This window comes from Haliea sp., assembly GCF_041395985.1.
GTDB lineage: Bacteria > Pseudomonadota > Gammaproteobacteria > Pseudomonadales > Halieaceae > Haliea.
On record NZ_JAWKZJ010000007.1, the window covers coordinates 152,066 to 171,480 of the forward strand.

12 protein-coding genes are annotated in these 19,415 nt (G+C 63.9%); 5 read left to right on the top strand and 7 right to left on the bottom strand.

Annotated elements, in window-relative coordinates; all coding sequences use genetic code 11:
- Positions 1–92 precede the first annotated feature (92 nt).
- A complete protein-coding gene (locus tag R3E49_RS13760; protein WP_371295563.1) occupies positions 93–2,243 on the top strand; it encodes a TonB-dependent siderophore receptor in 2,151 nt (716 codons plus the stop codon).
- A 15-nt stretch (positions 2,244–2,258) separates the two neighbouring features.
- Here the strand turns inward: R3E49_RS13760 and R3E49_RS13765 are convergent, their stop codons facing one another.
- The 4 genes from R3E49_RS13765 to pyrC all read right to left on the bottom strand — a co-directional run bounded on the left by R3E49_RS13765 (position 2,259) and on the right by pyrC (position 8,810).
- Positions 2,259–3,272 carry a dihydroorotate dehydrogenase-like protein gene (locus tag R3E49_RS13765; protein ID WP_371295564.1) on the bottom strand — a complete coding sequence of 338 codons (1,014 nt, stop codon included), beginning with the start codon at positions 3,270–3,272 and terminating at the stop codon, positions 2,259–2,261.
- A gap of 5 nt (positions 3,273–3,277) precedes the next feature.
- Positions 3,278–6,928, bottom strand: a complete 3,651-nt coding sequence (gene nifJ, locus R3E49_RS13770) for a pyruvate:ferredoxin (flavodoxin) oxidoreductase (protein ID WP_371295565.1) — start codon at positions 6,926–6,928, stop codon at positions 3,278–3,280.
- A 197-nt stretch (positions 6,929–7,125) separates the two neighbouring features.
- Positions 7,126–7,761 (bottom strand): ribonuclease T, encoded by a 636-nt coding sequence (gene rnt, locus R3E49_RS13775; RefSeq protein WP_290737679.1) that lies wholly within the window; start codon positions 7,759–7,761, stop codon positions 7,126–7,128.
- Positions 7,758–8,810 (bottom strand): dihydroorotase, encoded by a 1,053-nt coding sequence (pyrC, locus tag R3E49_RS13780; protein WP_371295566.1) that lies wholly within the window; start codon positions 8,808–8,810, stop codon positions 7,758–7,760. Before pyrC ends, rnt begins: the two co-directional genes overlap by 4 nt.
- Before the next feature lie 127 nt (positions 8,811–8,937).
- Between pyrC and R3E49_RS13785 the strand changes: the two genes are divergently transcribed.
- Together R3E49_RS13785 and R3E49_RS13790 are read left to right on the top strand one after the other, a co-directional pair.
- Positions 8,938–10,158 carry an argininosuccinate synthase gene (locus R3E49_RS13785; protein ID WP_290737673.1) on the top strand — a complete coding sequence of 407 codons (1,221 nt, stop codon included), beginning with the start codon at positions 8,938–8,940 and terminating at the stop codon, positions 10,156–10,158.
- 177 nt (positions 10,159–10,335) lie between these two features.
- Positions 10,336–11,985 carry a mechanosensitive ion channel family protein gene (locus R3E49_RS13790; protein WP_290737670.1) on the top strand — a complete coding sequence of 550 codons (1,650 nt, stop codon included), beginning with the start codon at positions 10,336–10,338 and terminating at the stop codon, positions 11,983–11,985.
- A gap of 24 nt (positions 11,986–12,009) precedes the next feature.
- Here R3E49_RS13790 and R3E49_RS13795 read toward each other — a convergent pair whose 3' ends face one another.
- On the bottom strand, positions 12,010–13,272 hold the full coding sequence (locus tag R3E49_RS13795; RefSeq protein ID WP_371295567.1) for a cytochrome P450: 1,263 nt from the start codon (positions 13,270–13,272) through the stop codon (positions 12,010–12,012).
- A 15-nt stretch (positions 13,273–13,287) separates the two neighbouring features.
- Positions 13,288–14,598 carry an amidohydrolase family protein gene (locus tag R3E49_RS13800; RefSeq protein ID WP_371295568.1) on the bottom strand — a complete coding sequence of 437 codons (1,311 nt, stop codon included), beginning with the start codon at positions 14,596–14,598 and terminating at the stop codon, positions 13,288–13,290.
- A 254-nt stretch (positions 14,599–14,852) separates the two neighbouring features.
- On the opposite strand from R3E49_RS13800, the gene R3E49_RS13805 reads away from it, so the two are divergent.
- On the top strand, positions 14,853–15,659 hold the full coding sequence (locus R3E49_RS13805; RefSeq protein ID WP_371295569.1) for a class III extradiol ring-cleavage dioxygenase: 807 nt from the start codon (positions 14,853–14,855) through the stop codon (positions 15,657–15,659).
- Positions 15,660–15,697: 38 nt separating this feature from the next.
- Positions 15,698–16,240 (top strand): DUF924 family protein, encoded by a 543-nt coding sequence (locus R3E49_RS13810; RefSeq protein WP_371295570.1) that lies wholly within the window; start codon positions 15,698–15,700, stop codon positions 16,238–16,240.
- A 55-nt stretch (positions 16,241–16,295) separates the two neighbouring features.
- On the opposite strand, the gene R3E49_RS13815 is transcribed toward R3E49_RS13810, so the two are convergent.
- A complete protein-coding gene (locus R3E49_RS13815; protein ID WP_371295571.1) occupies positions 16,296–19,415 on the bottom strand; it encodes an error-prone DNA polymerase in 3,120 nt (1,039 codons plus the stop codon).

Below are 19,415 nucleotides of genomic sequence, written 5' to 3' on the forward strand. Positions count from 1 at the left end.
AACAGTGAGAATATCGCGTCTGCCGCTTGCAGGCGGAGTAGGCCTTATGATGTAATGCGAATCATTCGCATTATCAACTAAGGTATCCCCCTATGCTTCGCCCACACAATACCCTCGTCCTCGCCACCAGCGGAATCCTCTCATTCGCCGCGCCTGCCGCGCTCGCCGACAGCGAGCCAGCGCTGGAGACCGTGGTTGTCACCGGTAAACTGTCGACTTTTGGGGCCACCAAGTCGAACATTCCCATTCTGGAAACCGCGCGCTCGGTCGCCGTCATTCCCGCGGAGGAGTTTCTCGAGCGCGGTGCGCTGACGCTTGACGATACCCTCAACTATACCGCGGGCGTGGTGGGCGATACGTTCGGTTTCTCCACCCGGGGAGATTTCCCGCGTGTGCGCGGCCTCGATGTGCCAGAGTACCTGGATAACATCCAGGTGCTGTTTGGCAACTACAACAACGCCCGCTCCGATATCTACACCCTGGAGCAGGTGGAGGTGCTGAAAGGGCCGGCGTCCGTGCTGTACGGGCAGGGCTCACCCGGCGGCGTCCTCAACACGGTGAGCAAGCGTGCCGGCCGGGATGCGGCAGAGCGGGAACTGGTGCTGGACTATGGCAACCATGACCGGCTACAGGGCGCCGCCGACATCGGCGTGCGCCTCAGCGAGAGCGGTGACTGGAACGGACGCCTGGTGGCTGTCTACCGCGACAGCGGCACCCAGCTCGATGTGGTGGATGACGACGCCCTGGTGCTGGCGCCGTCCATCACCTACGAGACTGACCGCGCGCGCTACAGCCTGCTGCTGAACTACACCGAGCGCGAGGGTGACACGGCGCACCAGTTCCTGCCGCTGTCGGTCAGCGGCTGCGCAAGTGGCAACGTGAGCATCTCGGAGCCGAACATCTGCGCGGGCAGTGGCGGTGAAGAGGTGCCGGCCTCGCGTTATGTCGGCGAGCCGGGGTTCAACCGCTACGACACCGAGTCGCTGTCGGTAACGCTGTTTGGCGAGCAACGCGTGAACGACTGGCTGGCCCTGGAGGGCACTGCCCGCTATCGGGATAACGAGGCAGACTACCGGCAGACCTGGGTGGCGTTCCTGGGCGCGGGCAATCCGCGCACGGGGCCGGACGGCACGGCGCTGCAGCGCAGCTGGTACGATGCCCCCGCGTCTTCCGAGCAGTTCGCGCTGGATGCACGCGCGCGTCTGAACCTGCAGACCGGCCCTGTCGACCACGAGGTGCTGGTGGGTGTGAACTACCAGGATGTGAGCACGCTGCAGGAGGCCGCGTTTCTCTCCCGACCAACGACGTTTAATGTGCTGCGCCCCGTCTACGGTGCTGACCCGCTGCCTTCAGCCTCTGAGCTGGACGCGGCGCGCAGCCGGCGAAGCAGCGACATCGAGGCCATCGGCTATTACCTGAACACGCAATCCAGCGTGGGCAACTGGGTGTTTACCGCGGGGCTGCGCTACGACGATGTCGATACCGGTAATGGCGCCGTCACCCAGCGCGACGATGCCACCTCCTATGCGGTGGGTGCACTGTACAAGACGGCACTGGGGCTGAACCCCTATATCAGCTATGCGGAATCCTTCCAGCCTGTGGTGGGTACCGACGCGTTGACCAACGCGCCCCTGCAGCCTCAGGAAGGCGAGCAGACGGAGCTCGGCATCAAGTTCCAGCCGCCGGGAACCCGCAGCTACCTGACTGCGGCCTATTTCGACATCGAGCAGTCGAACCTGCCCAATCCCGCCGCCCTGCCCAATGCCAGTACCCAGCAGGAGGGGGTTGCCACCATCACCGGTTTTGAGGTGCAGGCGCAGACGGTGGTCGGTGATGTGTATCTGGATCTGAGCTACAGCGTGCTGGACACCGAAAGCCCTGACGGAGCGCGATTCCCCAGCATACCGGAGGAGCAGGGTTCGGTCTGGGCCACCTGGCGCCCGGCTGTCGGCGCCCTGAGCGGGTTCAGTGTCGGTGCCGGCCTGCGCATGGCGGGCGGTAATGAGAGCAGTGGCACGGCATTCCTTGCCGCCAACGCGTTCGCACCCACCCCCGTGGTGGTCAGGACCGACGGCTACACGCTGGTGGATGCGATGCTGGCCTACGAATTTGCCCGCGCGTCGGTGTCCCTGAACCTGCGCAACCTGTTGCAGGAGGAGTACTACGGTACCTGCCTGGCGCGCGGCGACTGCTTCCCGGGTGAAGAGCGCACTGTGGTGGCGCGTGTGACCTACCGTTTCTGATGCCGCCGGTGCCCGCTAGAAACGTACGCTGTCCGGCGGCGTGTAGCGGTCGAGTACGTCGATGTAATTGCCGCGGCTGTAGTCGCCTGTGGACGGTGCATGCCGGGCACTGAGGCTGCCGCGCAGCTGGTTCACGGAGGCGTAGTCGTGCGTCTCCAGCCACAGGGAGAGGGCCTGTAGCACTGTGCGTGCGGCTTCGGGGCCCTGCTGCAACAGCACGCTGCAGAGTTGCACCACATCGGCGCCAGCCAGCAGGGCCTGCACGGTTTCCGTGGTGCCATGAAAACCGCCGGTCACGGCAATCTGGCAGTCGCTGTGACCGTGCAGGAGCGCCGCCCAGCGTATCCGCAGGCGCGCCTCGGCGGGGGAAGAGAGTTCCAGTCGGGGACGGATGTCCAGGGTATCGAGGTCTATCTCCGGCTGGTAGAAGCGGTTGAACAGGCTCACACCGCGAGCGCCGGCAGCGCCCAGTGCACGCACCAGATGCAGCGGTGCGCTGAACTGTGTGCCGAGCTTCACCGTCACCGGAACCTGCACCTGCGCCGCTACTGCCCGGGTAATGTCGATATAGCGTTGCTCGACCACGGCAGCGCTGTCCTCCGGGTTGTGGGGGATGTGCCATGCGTTCAACTCCAGCGCATCTGCGCCCGCCGCCACGAGCTGCTGCGCGCATTCCAGCCAACCGCCGGTGGTGATGCCGTTGAGACTGGCGATGACCGGAATCTCCAGAGCCTGCTTCAGCGCGTGCAGCTGGTCTACATACTGTTCCTCGGTGGAGCGAAAGCCCTGCGGCAGGGGGCGAAAACTCTGTGCTTCGCCATGCCCCAGAGATTGTTCGTCCAGGAATCGATCGAGCAGCGCGTGCTCCTGCAGAATCTTCTCTTCGAACAGGGACGGCATGACCAGCGCGGCAATGCCTGCCTCCTGCAAGCGCAGCGCGCTGTCCACGGAGCCGGTCAACGGTGAGGACGACGCCACCAGCGGATTGTTCAGGGTGAGGCCCAGATACTGTGTGCTCAGGTCAGCCATGGTGTTCACTCCTTGGGCTGGTCGTTGGCGGGCTGCGGATCGACCTTGCGCAGTTGCGCGCGTGGGGCGCTCAGCGTGGCGGCCTCGCTCCAGTCCAGACCGGCAAGTTGCTGGTAATGCCGGTAGCGCAGGTTGACCTCGCGCTGGGCCTGTTCCAGAAACGCCTCGGCGGCCTCGGGGTGCGTGTGCCAGAGCATGCTGAAACGGGTCTCGGAGGCGGTGAAGTCGCGGTAGGGCAGACTGGGTGCCGGCGAATCGAGCTGCAGGGGATTCTGCTGGCGCTCAATCCGCGCAGGGTCGAAACGAAACAGCGGCCAGTGCCCGGTTTTCACCGCCAGCGTTTGCTGCTGGTGGTTGTGGCTGAGGTCCACCCCGTGGGCGATGCAGGGACTGTAGGCGATGATCAGCGAGGGTCCGTCGTGTGCTTCGGCCTCAAGAAACGCCTTCAGCGTCTGCGTGTCCTTGGCGCCGTAGGCAATGTGCGCCACGTAGACATTGGGATACTCCATGGCCAGCAGGGCAAGGTCCTTCTTGGCGATGGCGCGGCCGCCGGCGGAGAATTTCGCCACCGCCCCGCGGGGGGTGGCCTTGGACGTCTGGCCGCCGGTATTGGAGTACACCTCGGTGTCCAGTACCAGGATGTTGAGGTTCTCGCCGGAGGCCAGCACGTGGTCCAGACCGCCGTAGCCGATATCGTAGGCCCAGCCATCGCCGCCGATGCACCACACCGATTTGCGGCACAGGTTTTCACTCCGTGTCAGCAGGCGCCGTGCCTCTGGCGTTTGCATCTCCTGCAGTGCGGCGTTCAGGGCGACAACCCGTTCACGCTGCTCGTGGATACCGGCTTCGTCGGACTCATCGGCCTCCAGCAGCGCCGTGGCGAGGCCGGACGGCAGGGCGGCGGCGAGACCGGTCAGCAGGGCACGCGCCTCCTGCACCTGCTGGTCGATGGCGATGCGAAGTCCCAGCCCGAATTCCGCGTTGTCCTCGAACAGGGAGTTGTTCCAGGCGGGGCCTCGTCCCTGCGCATTCACTGCCCACGGCGTGGTGGGGAGGTTACCGCCATAAATGGAGGAGCAGCCCGTGGCGTTGGCCACCACCATGCGATCACCAAAGAGCTGGCTCGCGAGGCGCAGGTAGGGTGTTTCCCCGCAGCCGACGCAGGCACCGGAGAACTCGAACAGCGGCTGCGTGACCATGGCGCCGGGCAGGGTGTTGATCTTGAGCTGAGCGCGCGGGTATTCCGGCAGTTGCAGGAAGAACGCCCAGTTGGCCTTCTCGTCCTCACGCAGGGGATCGATGGGCGCCATGTTGAGCGCCTTGCGGCTGGCGTTGCTTTTGTCGCGAATCGGGCAGATGTCCACACAGAGGGTACAGCCGGTGCAGTCCTCAGGTGACACCTGATAGCTCATCAGCAAGCCGGCGGGGTAGTCCTTGTTGCGCGTGGGCGCAGACTTGAATGTGGCAGGGGCGGCGTCCTGGTACTGCTCTGCAAAGACCTTGCTGCGGATCACGCTGTGCGGGCAAACGAATGCGCACTTGCCGCACTGTGTGCACAGGTCGGCTTCCCACACGGGAATCTCCAGTGCGAGGTTGCGTTTCTCCAGTGCCGCGGTGCCCAGCGGGAAACTGCCGTCCTCGGGCAATGCGCTGACCGGTATCAGGTCACCGTCGCCCGCCATGATGCGACGTGTGAGCCGAGACACGAACTCGCCGTCGTCTTCCCTGGCGGCCACCGGGTCGGCCACGGCGCGCCTGACCGGGCCGGGCGCGACGGCGTGCAGGCCTGCCAGCGCCGCGTCAATGGCCCTGAAATTACGCTCGACAATGCGCCGGCCGCGTCGGCCGTAGCTTTTCTCCACGGCCGACTTGATCGCCGCAATGGCCTGCTCCGCGGGCAGAATCCCGGAGATGGCAAAAAAGCAGACCTGCATGATGGTGTTGATGCGTTTGCCCATACCGGTATCGGCGGCCACCTGGTAGGCGTCGATGCAGTGCAGCGCGATGTCCTTGTCGACGATCTGTTGCTGCAGCGTCGGCGACAGACTGTCCCACAAACGCTCCGCTGGCAGCGGTGAATTGACCAGGAAGGTGGCCCCCTGTGCGGCCCGTCGCAGCATGTCGGTTGTGTGCAGAAAGGCGGGCTGGTGGCAGGCGATGAAATTCGCCGAATTGTCCTCAATCAGGTAGCGGGCGCGCACCGGGTTGGGCCCGAAGCGCAGGTGAGACACGGTGGTGGCACCGGACTTCTTTGAGTCGTAGACAAAATAGCCCTGTGCGTGCAGGTCGGTCTGCTCGCCGATGATCTTGATACTGTTTTTGTTGGCGCTGACTGTGCCGTCACTGCCAAGGCCATAGAACAGCGCCTGCACGCTGTGGGTGTGGGCATCGGTGCGGAATGCGCCATCCCAGGCCAGGCTGCTGTGACTGAGATCGTCGTGGATCCCGATGGTGAATGCGTTGCGCGGTGTCGGGCTGTCCAGCTCATCAAACACGGCCTTCACCATGCCCGGTGTGAATTCCTTGGAAGACAGGCCGAAGCGCCCGCCGATCACCCGCGGTATCTGCGGGAACCTGCGCTCTGCGAAGGCGTCCTGGGCCAGTGCTGTCAGCACGTCCTTGTACAGGGGTTCACCGTCGGCACCGGGCTCCTTGCACCGATCCAGCACGGCGATAGCGCGTGTGCTGTGAGGCAGGCTGGACAACAACGCTGTGGCATCGAAGGGCCGGAACAGGCGCACCTTCAGCACGCCGACGGGTTCACCCCGGGCAACCAGGAACTCGACGGTTTCTTCCACGGTATCGGCGCCCGAGCCCATCAGCACGAGCACCCGCTCGGCCTGTGGGTGGCCGACGTAGTCGAACAGGCGATACTGGCGCCCGGTGAGCTGCGCAAACTCATCCATCGCACCCTGCACAATGCCGGGGAACGCCTGGTAGCGTGGATTCACCGATTCCCGTGCCTGGAAGAACACATCGGGGTTTTGCGCGCTACCGCGCAGTACCGGGTGGGCCGGAGACAGTGCCCGCTGGCGATGCGCGGTCACCATCTCGTCATCGATCATGGCGCGTACCACGTCGTCACCCACGCCGATGATTTTGGCGATCTCGTGGGAGGTGCGGAAACCGTCGAAGAAGTGCAGCAGGGGAATGCGCCCGCGCAGGGTCGCCGCCTGGGCGATAACGGCGAAGTCCATGACTTCCTGTGGATTATTGGCCGCGAGCATGGCGAAGCCGGTGGCCCTTGCCGCCATCACATCGCTGTGGTCGCCGAAGATGGACAGCGCCTGACTGGCCACCGAGCGCGCTGCGATGTGAAAGACCGTGGGGCTCAGCTCACCGGCAATCTTGTACATGTTGGGCAGCATCAGCAGCAGGCCCTGGGAGGCGGTGAATGTGGTGGTCAGCGCGCCCGCCTGCAGCGCGCCGTGAATGGCGCCGGCGGCACCGGCCTCGCTCTGCATCTCGATCACGCGGGGCACACAGCCCCAGAGATTTTTGCGCCCGCCTGCGGACCACTCGTCTGCCCATTCGCCCATGGTTGACGCCGGCGTGATGGGATAGATGGCGATGACTTCGTTGGTCAGGTGCGCGATGCGCGCCGCGGCCTCGTTGCCATCGATGGTCAGCGTTGAGTTGCCTGGTGTCTGGGTCATGAGAAACCGTTCTCCCTGCGGGGTCAGCCGCACCGTGTAGCAGCGACTGTCACTATAGATCAGGCAGGGCGGTCGGCTATTGACCTGCGTCATGCCAGTGCAGTGTCACGCCGCGAGGTGGCTATGCGATGCGTGGGGGTGGGTAGTGCCCGGTGTGGCGTGCCGGTGAGGGGTGCTGCAGGGCGTGCGACGCAGGCTCAGCTGTAGCTGGGCATCCAGCCGCCGCAGTCTTTCCAGCGATTGACGATCTCGCAGAACAGGTCGGCGGTGCGCTCCGCATCGTAGGCCGCGGAGTGCGCCTCGGCGTTGTCGAAGGCGATGCCGGCTTCCTTGCAGGCCTTGGCCAGCACGGTCTGGCCGTAGGCGAGGCCCGCCAGGGTGGCTGTGTCGAAAAACGAGAAGGGGTGAAACGGATTGCGCTTGATGCTGCAGCGCTCTACGGCCGCATTGACGAACCCGGCGTCGAAGTGTGCGTTGTGACCGACCAGGATGGCGCGGTTGCAGCCCTGGTCGCGAATCTCCTTGCGCACAATGCGGAACAATTCACCGAAGGCGTCCTCTTCGCTCATGGCCTCGCGAAACGGGTGCCAGGGGTCGATGCCGGTGAAGTCCAGTGCGGCCTGTTCGATGTTGGCGCCTTCAAAGGGTTTTACGTTGAAGCTCCAGGTGCGGTGTACCCCGAGGTTGCCGTCCTCATCCATGCGCACAATGGTTGCGGCGATTTCCAGCACGGCATCGGTCGCGGCGACGAAGCCGCCGGTCTCCACATCCACCACCACCGGTAGAAAGCCGCGGAAACGGTCGCAAATGCGATGTTCTCCCTCGTCGCTCAACGGCCTGTGGCCTCGCTGCACACCTGCCACTGTACCGATTCGCCTGCGCGTAGTGGGGTCAGGTGGGTGTCGGCGAGGGGAAGCTGGGTGGGTACGGTCCAGGCGGCCTTGCGCAGGGTGATGCGGTCCGTGTTGCGGGGCAGGCGGTAGAAGTCCGCGCCGAAGTGGCTGGCAAATCCCTCCAGCCGGTCCAGCGCGCCGGCGGCGTCGAAGGCCTCGGCATACAGTTCCAGGGCGGCGTGCGCCGTATAGCAGCCGGCGCAGCCACAGGCGGTTTCTTTGCGCCCGGTGGCGTGGGGCGCCGAGTCGGTGCCGAGAAAGAAGCGTGGGCTGCCGGAGGTGGCGGCGCGCAACAGGGCTTCCTGGTGCGTGTTGCGTTTCAGCACCGGCAGGCAGTAGTAGTGCGGGCGAATGCCGCCCACCAGCATGTCGTTGCGGTTGAGCAGCAGATGGTGCGCGGTGATGGTTGCCGCGACATTGCCCGGTGCCGAGCTGACAAAGTCGACTGCATCGGCGGTGGTGATGTGTTCCAGTACCACGCGCAGGCCTGGGAAGCGCTGCACAATGGGTGCCAGGTGACGATCGATGAACACCTTTTCCCGATCGAAGATATCCACGCTGTGGTCGGTGACCTCGCCGTGGATAAGCAGTGGCAGGTCTGCGTCCTGCATGGCTTGCAGCGTCGGGTACAGGGCGTCCAGTTCAGCGACGCCGGCCTCCGAGTTGGTGGTGGCACCGGCGGGGTACAGTTTTACCGCGTGTACGAAGTCGCTGTCTGCGGCGCGGCGAATTTCCCCAGCGTCCGTGGCATCGGTCAGGTAGAGGGTCATCAGCGGCTCGAAGCGGCGCGGCAGGTCGGCCATGGCGGCGAGGATGCGCTCCCGATAAGCGCTGGCGGCGGCCACCGTGGTCACCGGCGGGGTGAGGTTGGGCATCACGATAGCGCGGCCGAAATAGCGTGCCATGTCGGCACAGGTATGCGCCAGGGCGCTGTCGTCGCGCAGGTGGACGTGCCAGTCATCGGGGCGGAGAAGAGAGAGTTCAGTCACGGCAAACCACGGCAGGAAATGTCAGCGGAGATGGTAACGTAAAGGGCAGGCCACGGGAATACGGGCTGGGAATCCCGCCCTGCCACGCGTAAAATAGGCGTTTTGGCGCCTCAAAGCGGAGCAGTTTATGTCAGATGTGAAAAAGGTGGTTCTGGCCTATTCCGGCGGCCTCGACACTTCGGTGATCGTGCGCTGGCTGCAGGATCACTACGGTTGTGAGGTGGTCACGTTCACCGCCGATATCGGTCAGGGCGAGGAAGTCGCCCCCGCCCGTGCCAAGGCCGAGGCCCTGGGGGTCAAGGAAATCTACATCGACGACCTGCGTGAAGAGTTCGTGCGTGATTTTGTGTTTCCCATGTTCCGCGCCAATACCGTCTACGAAGGTGAGTACCTGCTCGGCACTTCCATCGCGCGCCCCCTGATCGCCAAGCGGTTGATCGAGATTGCCAATGAGACCGGCGCCGATGCCATTTCCCACGGCGCCACCGGCAAGGGCAATGACCAGGTGCGCTTTGAACTGGGTGCCTACGCGCTGAAGCCCGGCATCAAGGTGATTGCGCCCTGGCGGGAGTGGGATCTCACCTCCCGCGAAACGCTCATGGCCTATTGCGAAGAGCGAAATATCCCGGTGGATTACAGCAAGAGCAAAAAGAAGTCGCCCTACTCAATGGACGCCAACCTACTGCATATCTCCTACGAGGGCGGCATTCTGGAAGACCCCTGGTCCGAAGCGGAAGAGGACATGTGGCGCTGGAGCGTGAGCCCGGAAGCGGCGCCGGATACCCCCACCTATATCGAGCTGGATTTTGAGGGCGGCGATATTGTGGCCATCGACGGCGAGCGCCTGAGCCCGGCGACGGTGCTGGAGCGCCTGAATGTTGTCGGCGGCGCGAACGGGATCGGTCGCCTGGACCTGGTGGAAAACCGCTACGTGGGCATGAAGTCCCGCGGCTGCTACGAAACGCCCGGCGGCACCATCATTCTCAAGGCGCACCGTGCCATCGAGTCCCTGACGCTGGACCGCGAGGTCGCGCATCTCAAGGACGACCTGATGCCACGTTATGCCGAAATGATCTACAACGGCTACTGGTGGTCCCCCGAGCGGCGCATGCTGCAGGCCGCGATCGACCAGACCCAGGCCGTTGTGAACGGCAAGGTGCGCCTCAAGCTCTACAAGGGCAACGTGATCCTCGCCGGGCGTCAGTCGGCGGACAGTCTGTTCGACGCCAGCATTGCCACCTTTGAAGACGACGCCGGTGCCTACAACCAGAAAGACGCGGAGGGCTTTATCAAGCTCAACGCGCTGCGCATGCGCATCGCGGCCAACAAGGGGCGCAACCCGGCGTGAGTCCCGTGCGGGGAGAGTTCGTCGCATTGTTGCCGGATACCGACCTCGGCGGCGCTACCCGTCTGGCGGAGTAGTTGCGCGCGCCTGTTTGACTCTGGTGCTCGCCGCAACTCCGGGTTATAAAGCCAGGGGTATCTACCCGCCCTGTGCGGGTGTCTATCTGTCGCGGGTGCCGGTATGCGTGTTTTGCTGTTTTTCCTGATGTCTATGCTGTCCACCACTACGGCCTGGGCCGATGCCGATGCCGGTAGCAGTGGGGCCGCTTATTCGTCCGAGGTGTTCTTGCATGAGGCCGCGCGTGACGATGGCGTCATGACCGCGTCTGTGGTGCTGGATGGTGAAACCCTGTTCCGTGTGCGGGGCATCTCCGCGGCACCGGCGTCTGACCGGGCAGCGAGTATCCGTGAGGCGATAATCAATCTGGCGGATGATCCGACGCTGGACGCCCATGCAGGCGAGGTGGTGAGCGGCGGAGACAGGGTGGTCATCCGCATCGCAGGCCAGCGTATTGCAACGCTGTACCCGGCCGATGCCGCACTCGAGCAGGCCCCACTGGGCGTGCTGGCTGAGGCCAGCATGAACCGGATTGCGAATGCCGTCGTCCGTTACCGCGAAGAGCGCAGTCACCCGCGGCTGCTGGCCAGCACCGGCCTGCTACTGGTCATCACGCTGGCCGCCGGTGTATTGCTGTACGCCGTCAAAGCACTGTTCGGCTGGTTCAACCGCCTGATTGAAAAGGCCGTCAAGAAGCGTATCCAGGACATTGAGCGCGCGTCGCACCGGATTATCGACGCGGCACAGCTCTGGAGCTGGCTGGGTGGCGTGGTGCGCGGTACGCGCGCGCTGGCGCTGGTGGCCATCGTACTCGGCTGGCTGAATGCGTCGCTGGGGTTGTATCCGTGGACGCGCCCCTTCGCCAGCAATCTGTTCCATCTTATTCTCAACCCGCTGCAGAAAATGGGTACAGGGCTGCTGCAGTCGCTACCGGACCTCGTTTTCCTGGTGCTCCTGGTTATCGTGGTTCGTGCCGTGCTGCGCGCCACCAAGGTGTTCTTCGAGCGCGTTGATCGGGGCCGCATTCGCCTCGAGAATTTCGATCGCGACTGGGCCATGCCCACGTATCGCATCATGCGCATTCTGGTTATCGCCTTTGCGCTGGTGGTGGCCTACCCCTACATTCCCGGCTCGGACTCCGAGGCCTTCAAGGGCGTGAGTATATTTCTTGGTGTGGTGTTCTCCATCGGCTCGTCGTCGTTTATCGCCAACATGATTGCTGGCTACAGCCTGACCTATCGCGGCGCATTTCGCGAAGGCGACCGGGTGCGTATCGGTGACCACATGGGCGAAGTGGTGAACGTGCGGGCGCTGAGCACGCAGTTGCGGTCCCCCAAGAACGAGGACGTGAACATTCCCAACTCTGAAGTGCTTGGCTCCACCGTGGTCAACTACAGCAGTTTTGCCCGCGAGAAGGGCGTTATCCTGCACACCGATGTCGGCATCGGTTACGACGCACCCTGGCGGCAGGTGGAGGCCATGTTACTGATGGCGGCGGCGCGCACCGGCGGACTCGAAGCCGACCCCGCGCCCTTCGTGCTGCAAACGCAGATGGGCGATTTCACCGTCATCTACCAGCTCAATGCGTACTGCCGGGATGCCACGCGCATGCTGCAAACCTACAGCGACTTGCACGCGAACATCCAGGACGTGTTCAACGAGCACGGGGTGCAGATCATGTCGCCACACTACGAGCGGGACCCGGAAGTGCCCAAGGTGGTGGCCCCGGAAGACTGGTATCCGGCACCCGCGAGGGCACCGGAGCAGAGCTGAGGCGGGCCATGCCGGCCCGTCGGATCAGCGCAGGCTATAGCGCACCGGCATGGACTTGAGGCCGCCGACGAAAATGGCCTTGACCCACTCGGGTTCGCCGTTGAACTGCATGTCTTTCAGTCGCGGCAGTAACTCCCGGAAGAAACAGCTCACTTCCAGTGCGGCCAGGTGCTGCCCCAGGCACATGTGGGAGCCGTAGCCGAAGGCGAGTTGCTGCTTGGGGTCGCGCAACAGGTCGAGCCGGTTCGGGTGGGCAAAGGCTTCCGGGTCGCGGTTCGCGGCCGGATACCAGAGGGCGATGTTATCGCCGGCGTTGATCTGCTTGCCGTGCAACTCCAGCGACTCGGTCGCGGTGCGCACCATGTGCCGCACCGGTGATACCCAGCGGATAATCTCCTTGGCGGCGCCGATATCGAGCTCAGGTCGTTCGCGCCAGAGCGCAAGCTGGTCGGGATGTTCCAGCAGCGCCTTCATGCCGCCGCCGATTGCCGCGGAGGTGGTGTCGTGCCCGGCGGTTGCGGTGATGATGAAATAGCTGGCCTGATCGAGCACGTTCATCGGTTCGCCATCCACCTGGGCATTCGCGAGCACCGTGGCCAGGTCGTCTCGTGGGTGCTTCTTGCGGTCCTCGATGACCTCGCTGAAATAGGCGCCGAAATCGTTCAGCACATCCAGCCCCGCCGTCTGGCTGTCAGCGCGCTGCAGGGACGGGTCCTGGCTGCCGAACATTTCCTGCGTCAGTTTGAGCATGGTGGCCTCGGATTCGCGCGGCAGGCCGAGAATGGAGAGGATAATGCGCAGCGGGAACAGCAGGGCGATGTCGCGGACGAAGTCGCATTCGCTGCCCATCTCCTGCATCTTGTCGACAAACTCTTTCGACAGCGCTTGCACTTCGGCACGCAGTGATTCGATGCTGCGGGGCAGGAACCACTCCCGGGTGACCTTGCGCAGCTTCAGGTGCTTGGGCCGATCCATGTGAATCAGTGTTTCCAGGCCGTTGCGGGTGCCGAAGCGTTCCAGCAGTGCTTCTTCAAAAGCCGTGGGAATCAGTACCGTGCGCGGTGCGCTGAGAAAGCGGTCGTTCTCGCTGCCGATACGCTTGATATCGTCGTAGCGTGACAGCGACCAGAAAGGACGATACTCAGGGTGTTCGACACGGGCTACCGGATCGTTGGCTCGCAGGTAGTCGAACAGCGCATACATGCTGCGTTCGTCACCCATGATATGGGCGTTGAGCACATCGGCGGGCTTGAAGGGAGGTGTTTGCTGCTGGCTGGCACCGGTCACGTTGAGCTCCTGTTGTTAGCGCAATTGATGTTTGTAGATCTTGCCGCCTTTCATCACAAAGCCCACATCCAGCAGGCTGCTGATGTCATCCAGGGGCGAGGTTTCGAGCGCGATGATGTCAGCGTGCTTGCCCGGTTCCAAAGTGCCCAACGTGCCGGACATGTCGATCAGGTCGGCGGCGCTCACGGTGGCACTGACGAGGATTTCCATCGGGGTCATGCCGGCTTCCTGCATAAGCACGGCTTCCTGCGCATTATCGCCGTGGCGGGAGACGCCGGTATCCGTACCAAAGGCAACCTTCACTCCGGCCTTGTGGGCCTTGGCAAAGTTGGCCTGCATATCGTTGCCCACGCGAATGGCCTTCTCGCGAATGGCGGGGCTCATGAAGTCGGACTCGGTGGCCATAATCTTTACCGTGTGGCCCGCCAGCAGTGTGGGCACCAGATAGGCGCCAGTGGACTTGAACAGTTTGATCGACCTCGGTCCGACATAGGTGCCGTGCTCAATGCTCGCCACACCGGCTTCCAGCGCAGCAATAATGCCGTCCTCCTGGTGGGCGTGGCTGATGACCTTGCGTCCCATCCGCTGGGCGGCCTGCACCACCTCGCGCAGCTCGTCCATTTCCATCTGCTGCCCAGTACCGGTAGCGCGGTCCGTGAGTACACCCCCCGTGGAGGTGATCTTGATCAGGTCGGCGCCGTACTTGATGGCGTTGCGGGTGGCGCGGCGGCAGTCGTAGGGCCCGTCACAAACGGTGGGCCGCGTGTAGAACTCCATCAGTTCCGGTTTCATGCCGCTGACGTCGTTGTGCCCCCCGGTGACGCCCACGCCACCGGCGGCGATGATGCGCGGGCCGTCAATCCAGCCCTGGTTGATGGCATCGCGCAGGGCGTACATTTCCTGCGGGCTGGAGCCGGCGTCCCGCAGCGTGGTGAAGCCTGCCTGCAGGGTGCGCTGGGCGTACATCAGCGAGCGCATCTGCATGAGCTGGCTGGACTCCTTGAGTGTCTGACGGTCGTCGTCCGGGCCCAGTTCACCTTGCAGGTGAACGTGCATATCCATCAGGCCGGGCATGACGAAGGCGCGCTTGAGGTCGACGACACTGGCGCTGGCATCGAGGCTGGCGGGGTCACGGTAGCCTTCCAGGACCTCGCTGACCATGCCATCGCGAATCACCAGGGTCTGTTCCTGCAGGGGCGTCTCTCCCGGCACGGCGAGCAGAGTGCCTGCGTGAATGACGGTGGTGGCGGCATGCGCCGCGGCGACTCCGCCGAGTAAAGCAGACAGTGTGAGTGCTCGCCTCAGGTTCTGCAGCAGCCAGCGCATAAGGTTCTCCTGTGGGGCCAGTGATTTTGCAATGCGCCGCAGTATGCCAAAACACGGGGGGTTCGGAAGGGTCATTTGTGGCCACAATACGTTTTGTCGGTCAAATGCACCGTTTACCCCTGCGCCAATGACAATGGCCGCTGCGCTTGTCACAATTGAATCCTGCAATTCTGCCCACGCGCGAGGTCGCGGGTCATGGCCGTACACAGATCACGTATTGCACCAGGTCAGCTGGCAATTCCCCGGATGCCAGTGTGACGGGAAATGATGCCACGTTGACGCGCCTGTTCATCTCCCATGGCGGCGGGCCGCTGCCTCTGCTCGGGGATCCCGGCCACGCAGAGCTGGTGTTGACGCTGCAGCGCATTGCCCGTGAGTTACCGCGCCCGAGCGCCATTATTGTCGCCAGTGCGCACTGGGAGGCGCCCCAGCCGACAGTGACTACCGGCGCCGCGCCTGAACTGTTCTACGACTACTACGGTTTTCCCCCGGAATCCTACGCCATTGAGTATCCGGCTCCCGGGCATCCCGCACTGGCGCAGAAGGTTCTTGACGCGCTGCAAGGGGCGGGGCTGGCGGCGCAGGCAGATGCCGGCCGTGGTTTTGACCACGGCCTGTTCGTGCCGCTGAAAATCCTCTACCCGGAGGCCGATATCCCCTGCATTCAGCTGTCCCTGCTGGCGTCGATGGATCCGGAAGCGCATGTACGCATGGGGCGCGCTCTGGCAGCACTGGATGGTGAAGGCGTGCTGTTGATTGGTTCAGGGTCGTCATTTCACAACGTGCAGGCTTTTTTCGGTCAGAGGGAACCGGCGCTCTACACCCGTAACCGCGCCTTCGAAGACTGGCTGGTCGACACACTGGCCGAGGCCCCGCTGGAGGACGCGGAGCGCGAAGCGCGCCTGCTGCAGTGGGAAAACGCACCCCACGCCCGTTTCTGCCACCCGCGGGAGGAGCATCTTTTGCCGCTGCTGGTGTGTGCCGGGGTAGCGCCGGGGCCGGCGACGCGGGTTTGGCGTTTCGGTTCCATGGGCATGCAGGGCAGTTGCTTTGCCTGGTAGAGTGAAATGGCTTTCCGGGCGGCATTGCGGAGGGGAAGATGGTACAGCCTGAAGACATTCTCGAGTTCTGGTTTGACGAGCTGAAACCGGCGCAGTGGTGGGCCGTGGATGCTGCACTGGATGCCCAAATGCACGAGCGATTCCTCCCCACGCTGGAGCAGGCGGCGCGCTGCGAGTTGGCGCCCTGGCGCAGCACTGCGTGCGGACGCCTGGCCGAGGTGATCGTACTGGACCAGTTTTCCCGCAATATCTTTCGCAATGCGCCGCGTGCCTTTGCGCAGGACCCGCTGGCGCTGGGCCTGGCGCAGGAAGCGGTGGCCGGCGGCGCGCTGCAGGCGCTGGAACCTGCTCAGCGCAGCTTTTTGCTGATGCCGTACATGCACAGCGAGTCGCGCTGGATACACGAGTTGGCAGAACCCTTGTTCAAAGAGTGGGCGGCGGCCAACAATTACCGTTTTGAACTGCGACACAAGGAAATTATCGACCGTTTTGGTCGTTACCCTCACCGCAATGCAATTCTCGGGCGTGAGTCCACGGCGGAGGAGCGCGAGTTTCTCACCCAGCCCGGTTCCAGCTTCTAGCGCGCAGCATCTGAAGGGCGTCAGAGCGCACTGAATGGTGGGGCGCCGAGGTGCATCAATGAAAGTCCCGTGATTGCACGGGCAGCGATGCCAGGGCGCTGCTGTGGTCTTCCAGCGCGCCGGCTATGATGTGGGTGACACCGTCCCGGTGTTCCAGCGTGCCTTTTACCAGTAGCAGCCTGCCGTTCATCAGCGCCGCGCGAAAATGCGCCTGGGTGCGCGGCCACACCACGATATTGCTGTTACCGGTTTCATCCTCCAGCGTCAGGAACAACACACCAGAGGCAGTGCCTGGACGCTGGCGGCAGGTGACCAGGCCGGCAATCCGCACAAACCCCCGGTGACTGATGCGGCCCAGGTCCGCATAACGGCTGCAGCGATCAAAGGGCGGCTGCTGCCGCAACAGCGCCAGGGGGTGGGCGCGCAGGGTGAGGCCGGTGGCGCGGTAGTCCGCCAGTACCTCTTCCGCCACCCCTGGCGCGGCCAGCTGCACACCGTCATTGAACCAGGTGCCCGGCTGCCGCTGCTCCTCCTGCAGCAAGGGCCGCGGCTGCTCCAGCGCCATGATCTGCCATTGCGACTGGTGGCGGTTGCCGCTGAGCGAAGCCAGCGCATCGGCATCCGCCAGTGCCTCCATGTCCCCGCGCGCCAGCGCGGCTCGCAGTCGCAGTTGGCTGACCTGCTGAAACGGCGCTTGTCGGCGCGCCTCCATCACGCGCTGGGCAGCATCATGTCTCAGGCCCTTGACCAGCCGCAGCCCCAGCCGTATTGCCGGTTGGCTGCTGCCGTCGCTGTTTAGCAGGCGGTGGTCCCAGCTGCTGTGGTTCACATCGGCTGGCAGCACCGTCACCCCGTGGCGTCGCGCATCCTGCACCAGCTGGGAGGGGGAGTAGAACCCCATCGGCTGGCTGTTCAGCAGGCCGACATAAAACGCAGCGGGGTGGTGGCATTTGAGCCAGGCCGACACCCACGCCAGCAGGGCAAAGCTCGCCGAGTGCGATTCCGGAAAGCCATAGCCGCCAAAGCCCTTGATCTGCTCAAACAGACGGTGAGCAAAATCCTGCGCGTAACCGCGGGCAATCATGCCCTGCACCAGCTTGTGCTCGAAGGTGAGCAACTGGCTGTTCTTGCCCCAGTTGGTGATGGCACGGCGCAGCTGGTCGGCCTCGCCACCTGAGAAGCCGGCGGCGACCATTGCCAGCCGAATCACCTGTTCCTGGAAGATGGGAACCCCCAGTGTGCGGTCCAGCACAGCGCGAATGGCTTCACTGGGGTAAGTGACCGCTTCCAGACCCTGCCGCCTGCGCAAATAGGGGTGCACCATGTCGCCCTGGATGGGGCCTGGGCGCACGATGGCGATCTGGATCACCAAGTCGTAAAAGCTCGCCGGCTTGAGCCGCGGCAGCATGGTCATCTGGGCGCGGGATTCTATCTGGAACACGCCGATGGAATCCGCCTGCTGCAACATGCGCCAGGTGGCTGCATCGTCGCGTGGTATATCGGCGACCCCGCGGATGTGGGGGTGATCGCGTGCGACCAGCGCCAGGCTTTTGCGAATCGCCGAGAGCATGCCCAGGGCGAGGATATCCACCTTCAACAGCCCGAGTGATTCAATGTCCTCTTTGTCCCACTGGATGACCGTGCGCTCCGCCATACTGGCGTTTTCCACCGGCACCATCTGGGAGATGGGCCCTCGACTGATCACAAAGCCGCCCACGTGCTGTGACAGGTGGCGCGGGAAGCCGAGGATCTGCTGCACCAGCGACTGAAACAGCGTCGCCACCTCGCCGTGACTGGCAACGCCCTGCTCCTGGAAACGCTTGTGCAGGTCGGCGCTGCGGTCCCACCAGGCGAGGGACTTTGCCAGGTCCTCAACGAACACCGCATCCAGGCCCAGTGCCTTGCCCACATCGCGCACCGCGCTGCGTGCGCGATAGGTGATGACCGTAGCGGCGAGTGCTGCGCGGCGTCTGCCGTACTTGCTGTAGATGTACTGGATAACCTCTTCGCGGCGCTCGTGTTCGAAGTCGACGTCGATATCCGGTGGCTCATCCCGTTCGCGGGAAATGAAGCGCTCAAACAGCAGTGACACCGCCTCTGGCGATACCTCGGTAATGAACAGGCAGTAGCACACCACCGAGTTGGCTGCCGAGCCGCGCCCCTGGCACAGAATGCCGCGTTCCCGGGCGAAGCGCACAATGTCGTACACGGTGAGGAAGTAGTACTCGTAGGACAGCTCATCAATAAGCTGCAATTCGTAGTCGATGCGCTGCTGTATGTCCGTGGGTACCCCTCTGGGCCAGCGCACCGTGCAACCCGCCTCGACCAGCTGGCGCAGGTAGCTGCCCGCACTCTGCCCGGGTGGCACCACTTCCTCCGGATACTCATAGCGCAGCTCGTCCAGGCTGAACTGGCAGCGGCCGGCGATATCCAGCGTGGCGGCGAGCAGGGCGGGCGGGTACAGCTTGGCCAGTTGTTGCGGACGACGCAGGTGCTGCTGGCTATTGGCCAGCCGCCGTCGCCCCAGCTGTGCCACGCTGGTGTTGTGGTACAGCGCTGTGAACACATCGTGCAGCGGCTTGCGCGACGCTACGTGCATCCGCACCGCGCCGCAGGCAACCATCGGCAGGTTCAGCGTGTGAGCCAACGCGTGCAGGCGGCCATAGCGGGCAATCTCGTCGTTGCCCAGCACGTGGGTGACTCCGAGCCAGACCCGCCCCCGGCACAGCCGCGCCAGCTGCTGCCCGTAGCCGAGCTCCGCCGTCGACGGGTTGCTGCCTGTATCGTCCACGGCAGCGCCTGTGGGCTTCCAGATGATCAGGCAGCGCTTGAGGTGAAAAATGACATCCCGCAGCGCCACCCGGTACTCGCCTTTCGGGCTGCGCCGCCGGGCCAGGCTGATCAGGCCGGACAGCTCACTGTAGGCCGCACGGGAAGGTGCCAGCGCTACCAGCTGCAGCCCCTCCACCAGGTTCAGTTCACTGCCGATAATGAGCTGGATACCCGCCTGCCTGGCAGCGATGTGAGCCTTTACTACCCCCGCGAGCGAGCATTCATCAGTGATGGCTATGGCCCGATACCCCAGTTCTGCCGCGCGCTCAACCAGCTCCTGCGGGTGCGATGCCCCGCGCAGGAAACTGTAGCAGGTGAGGGTATGGAGTTCGGCGTAGGGCAT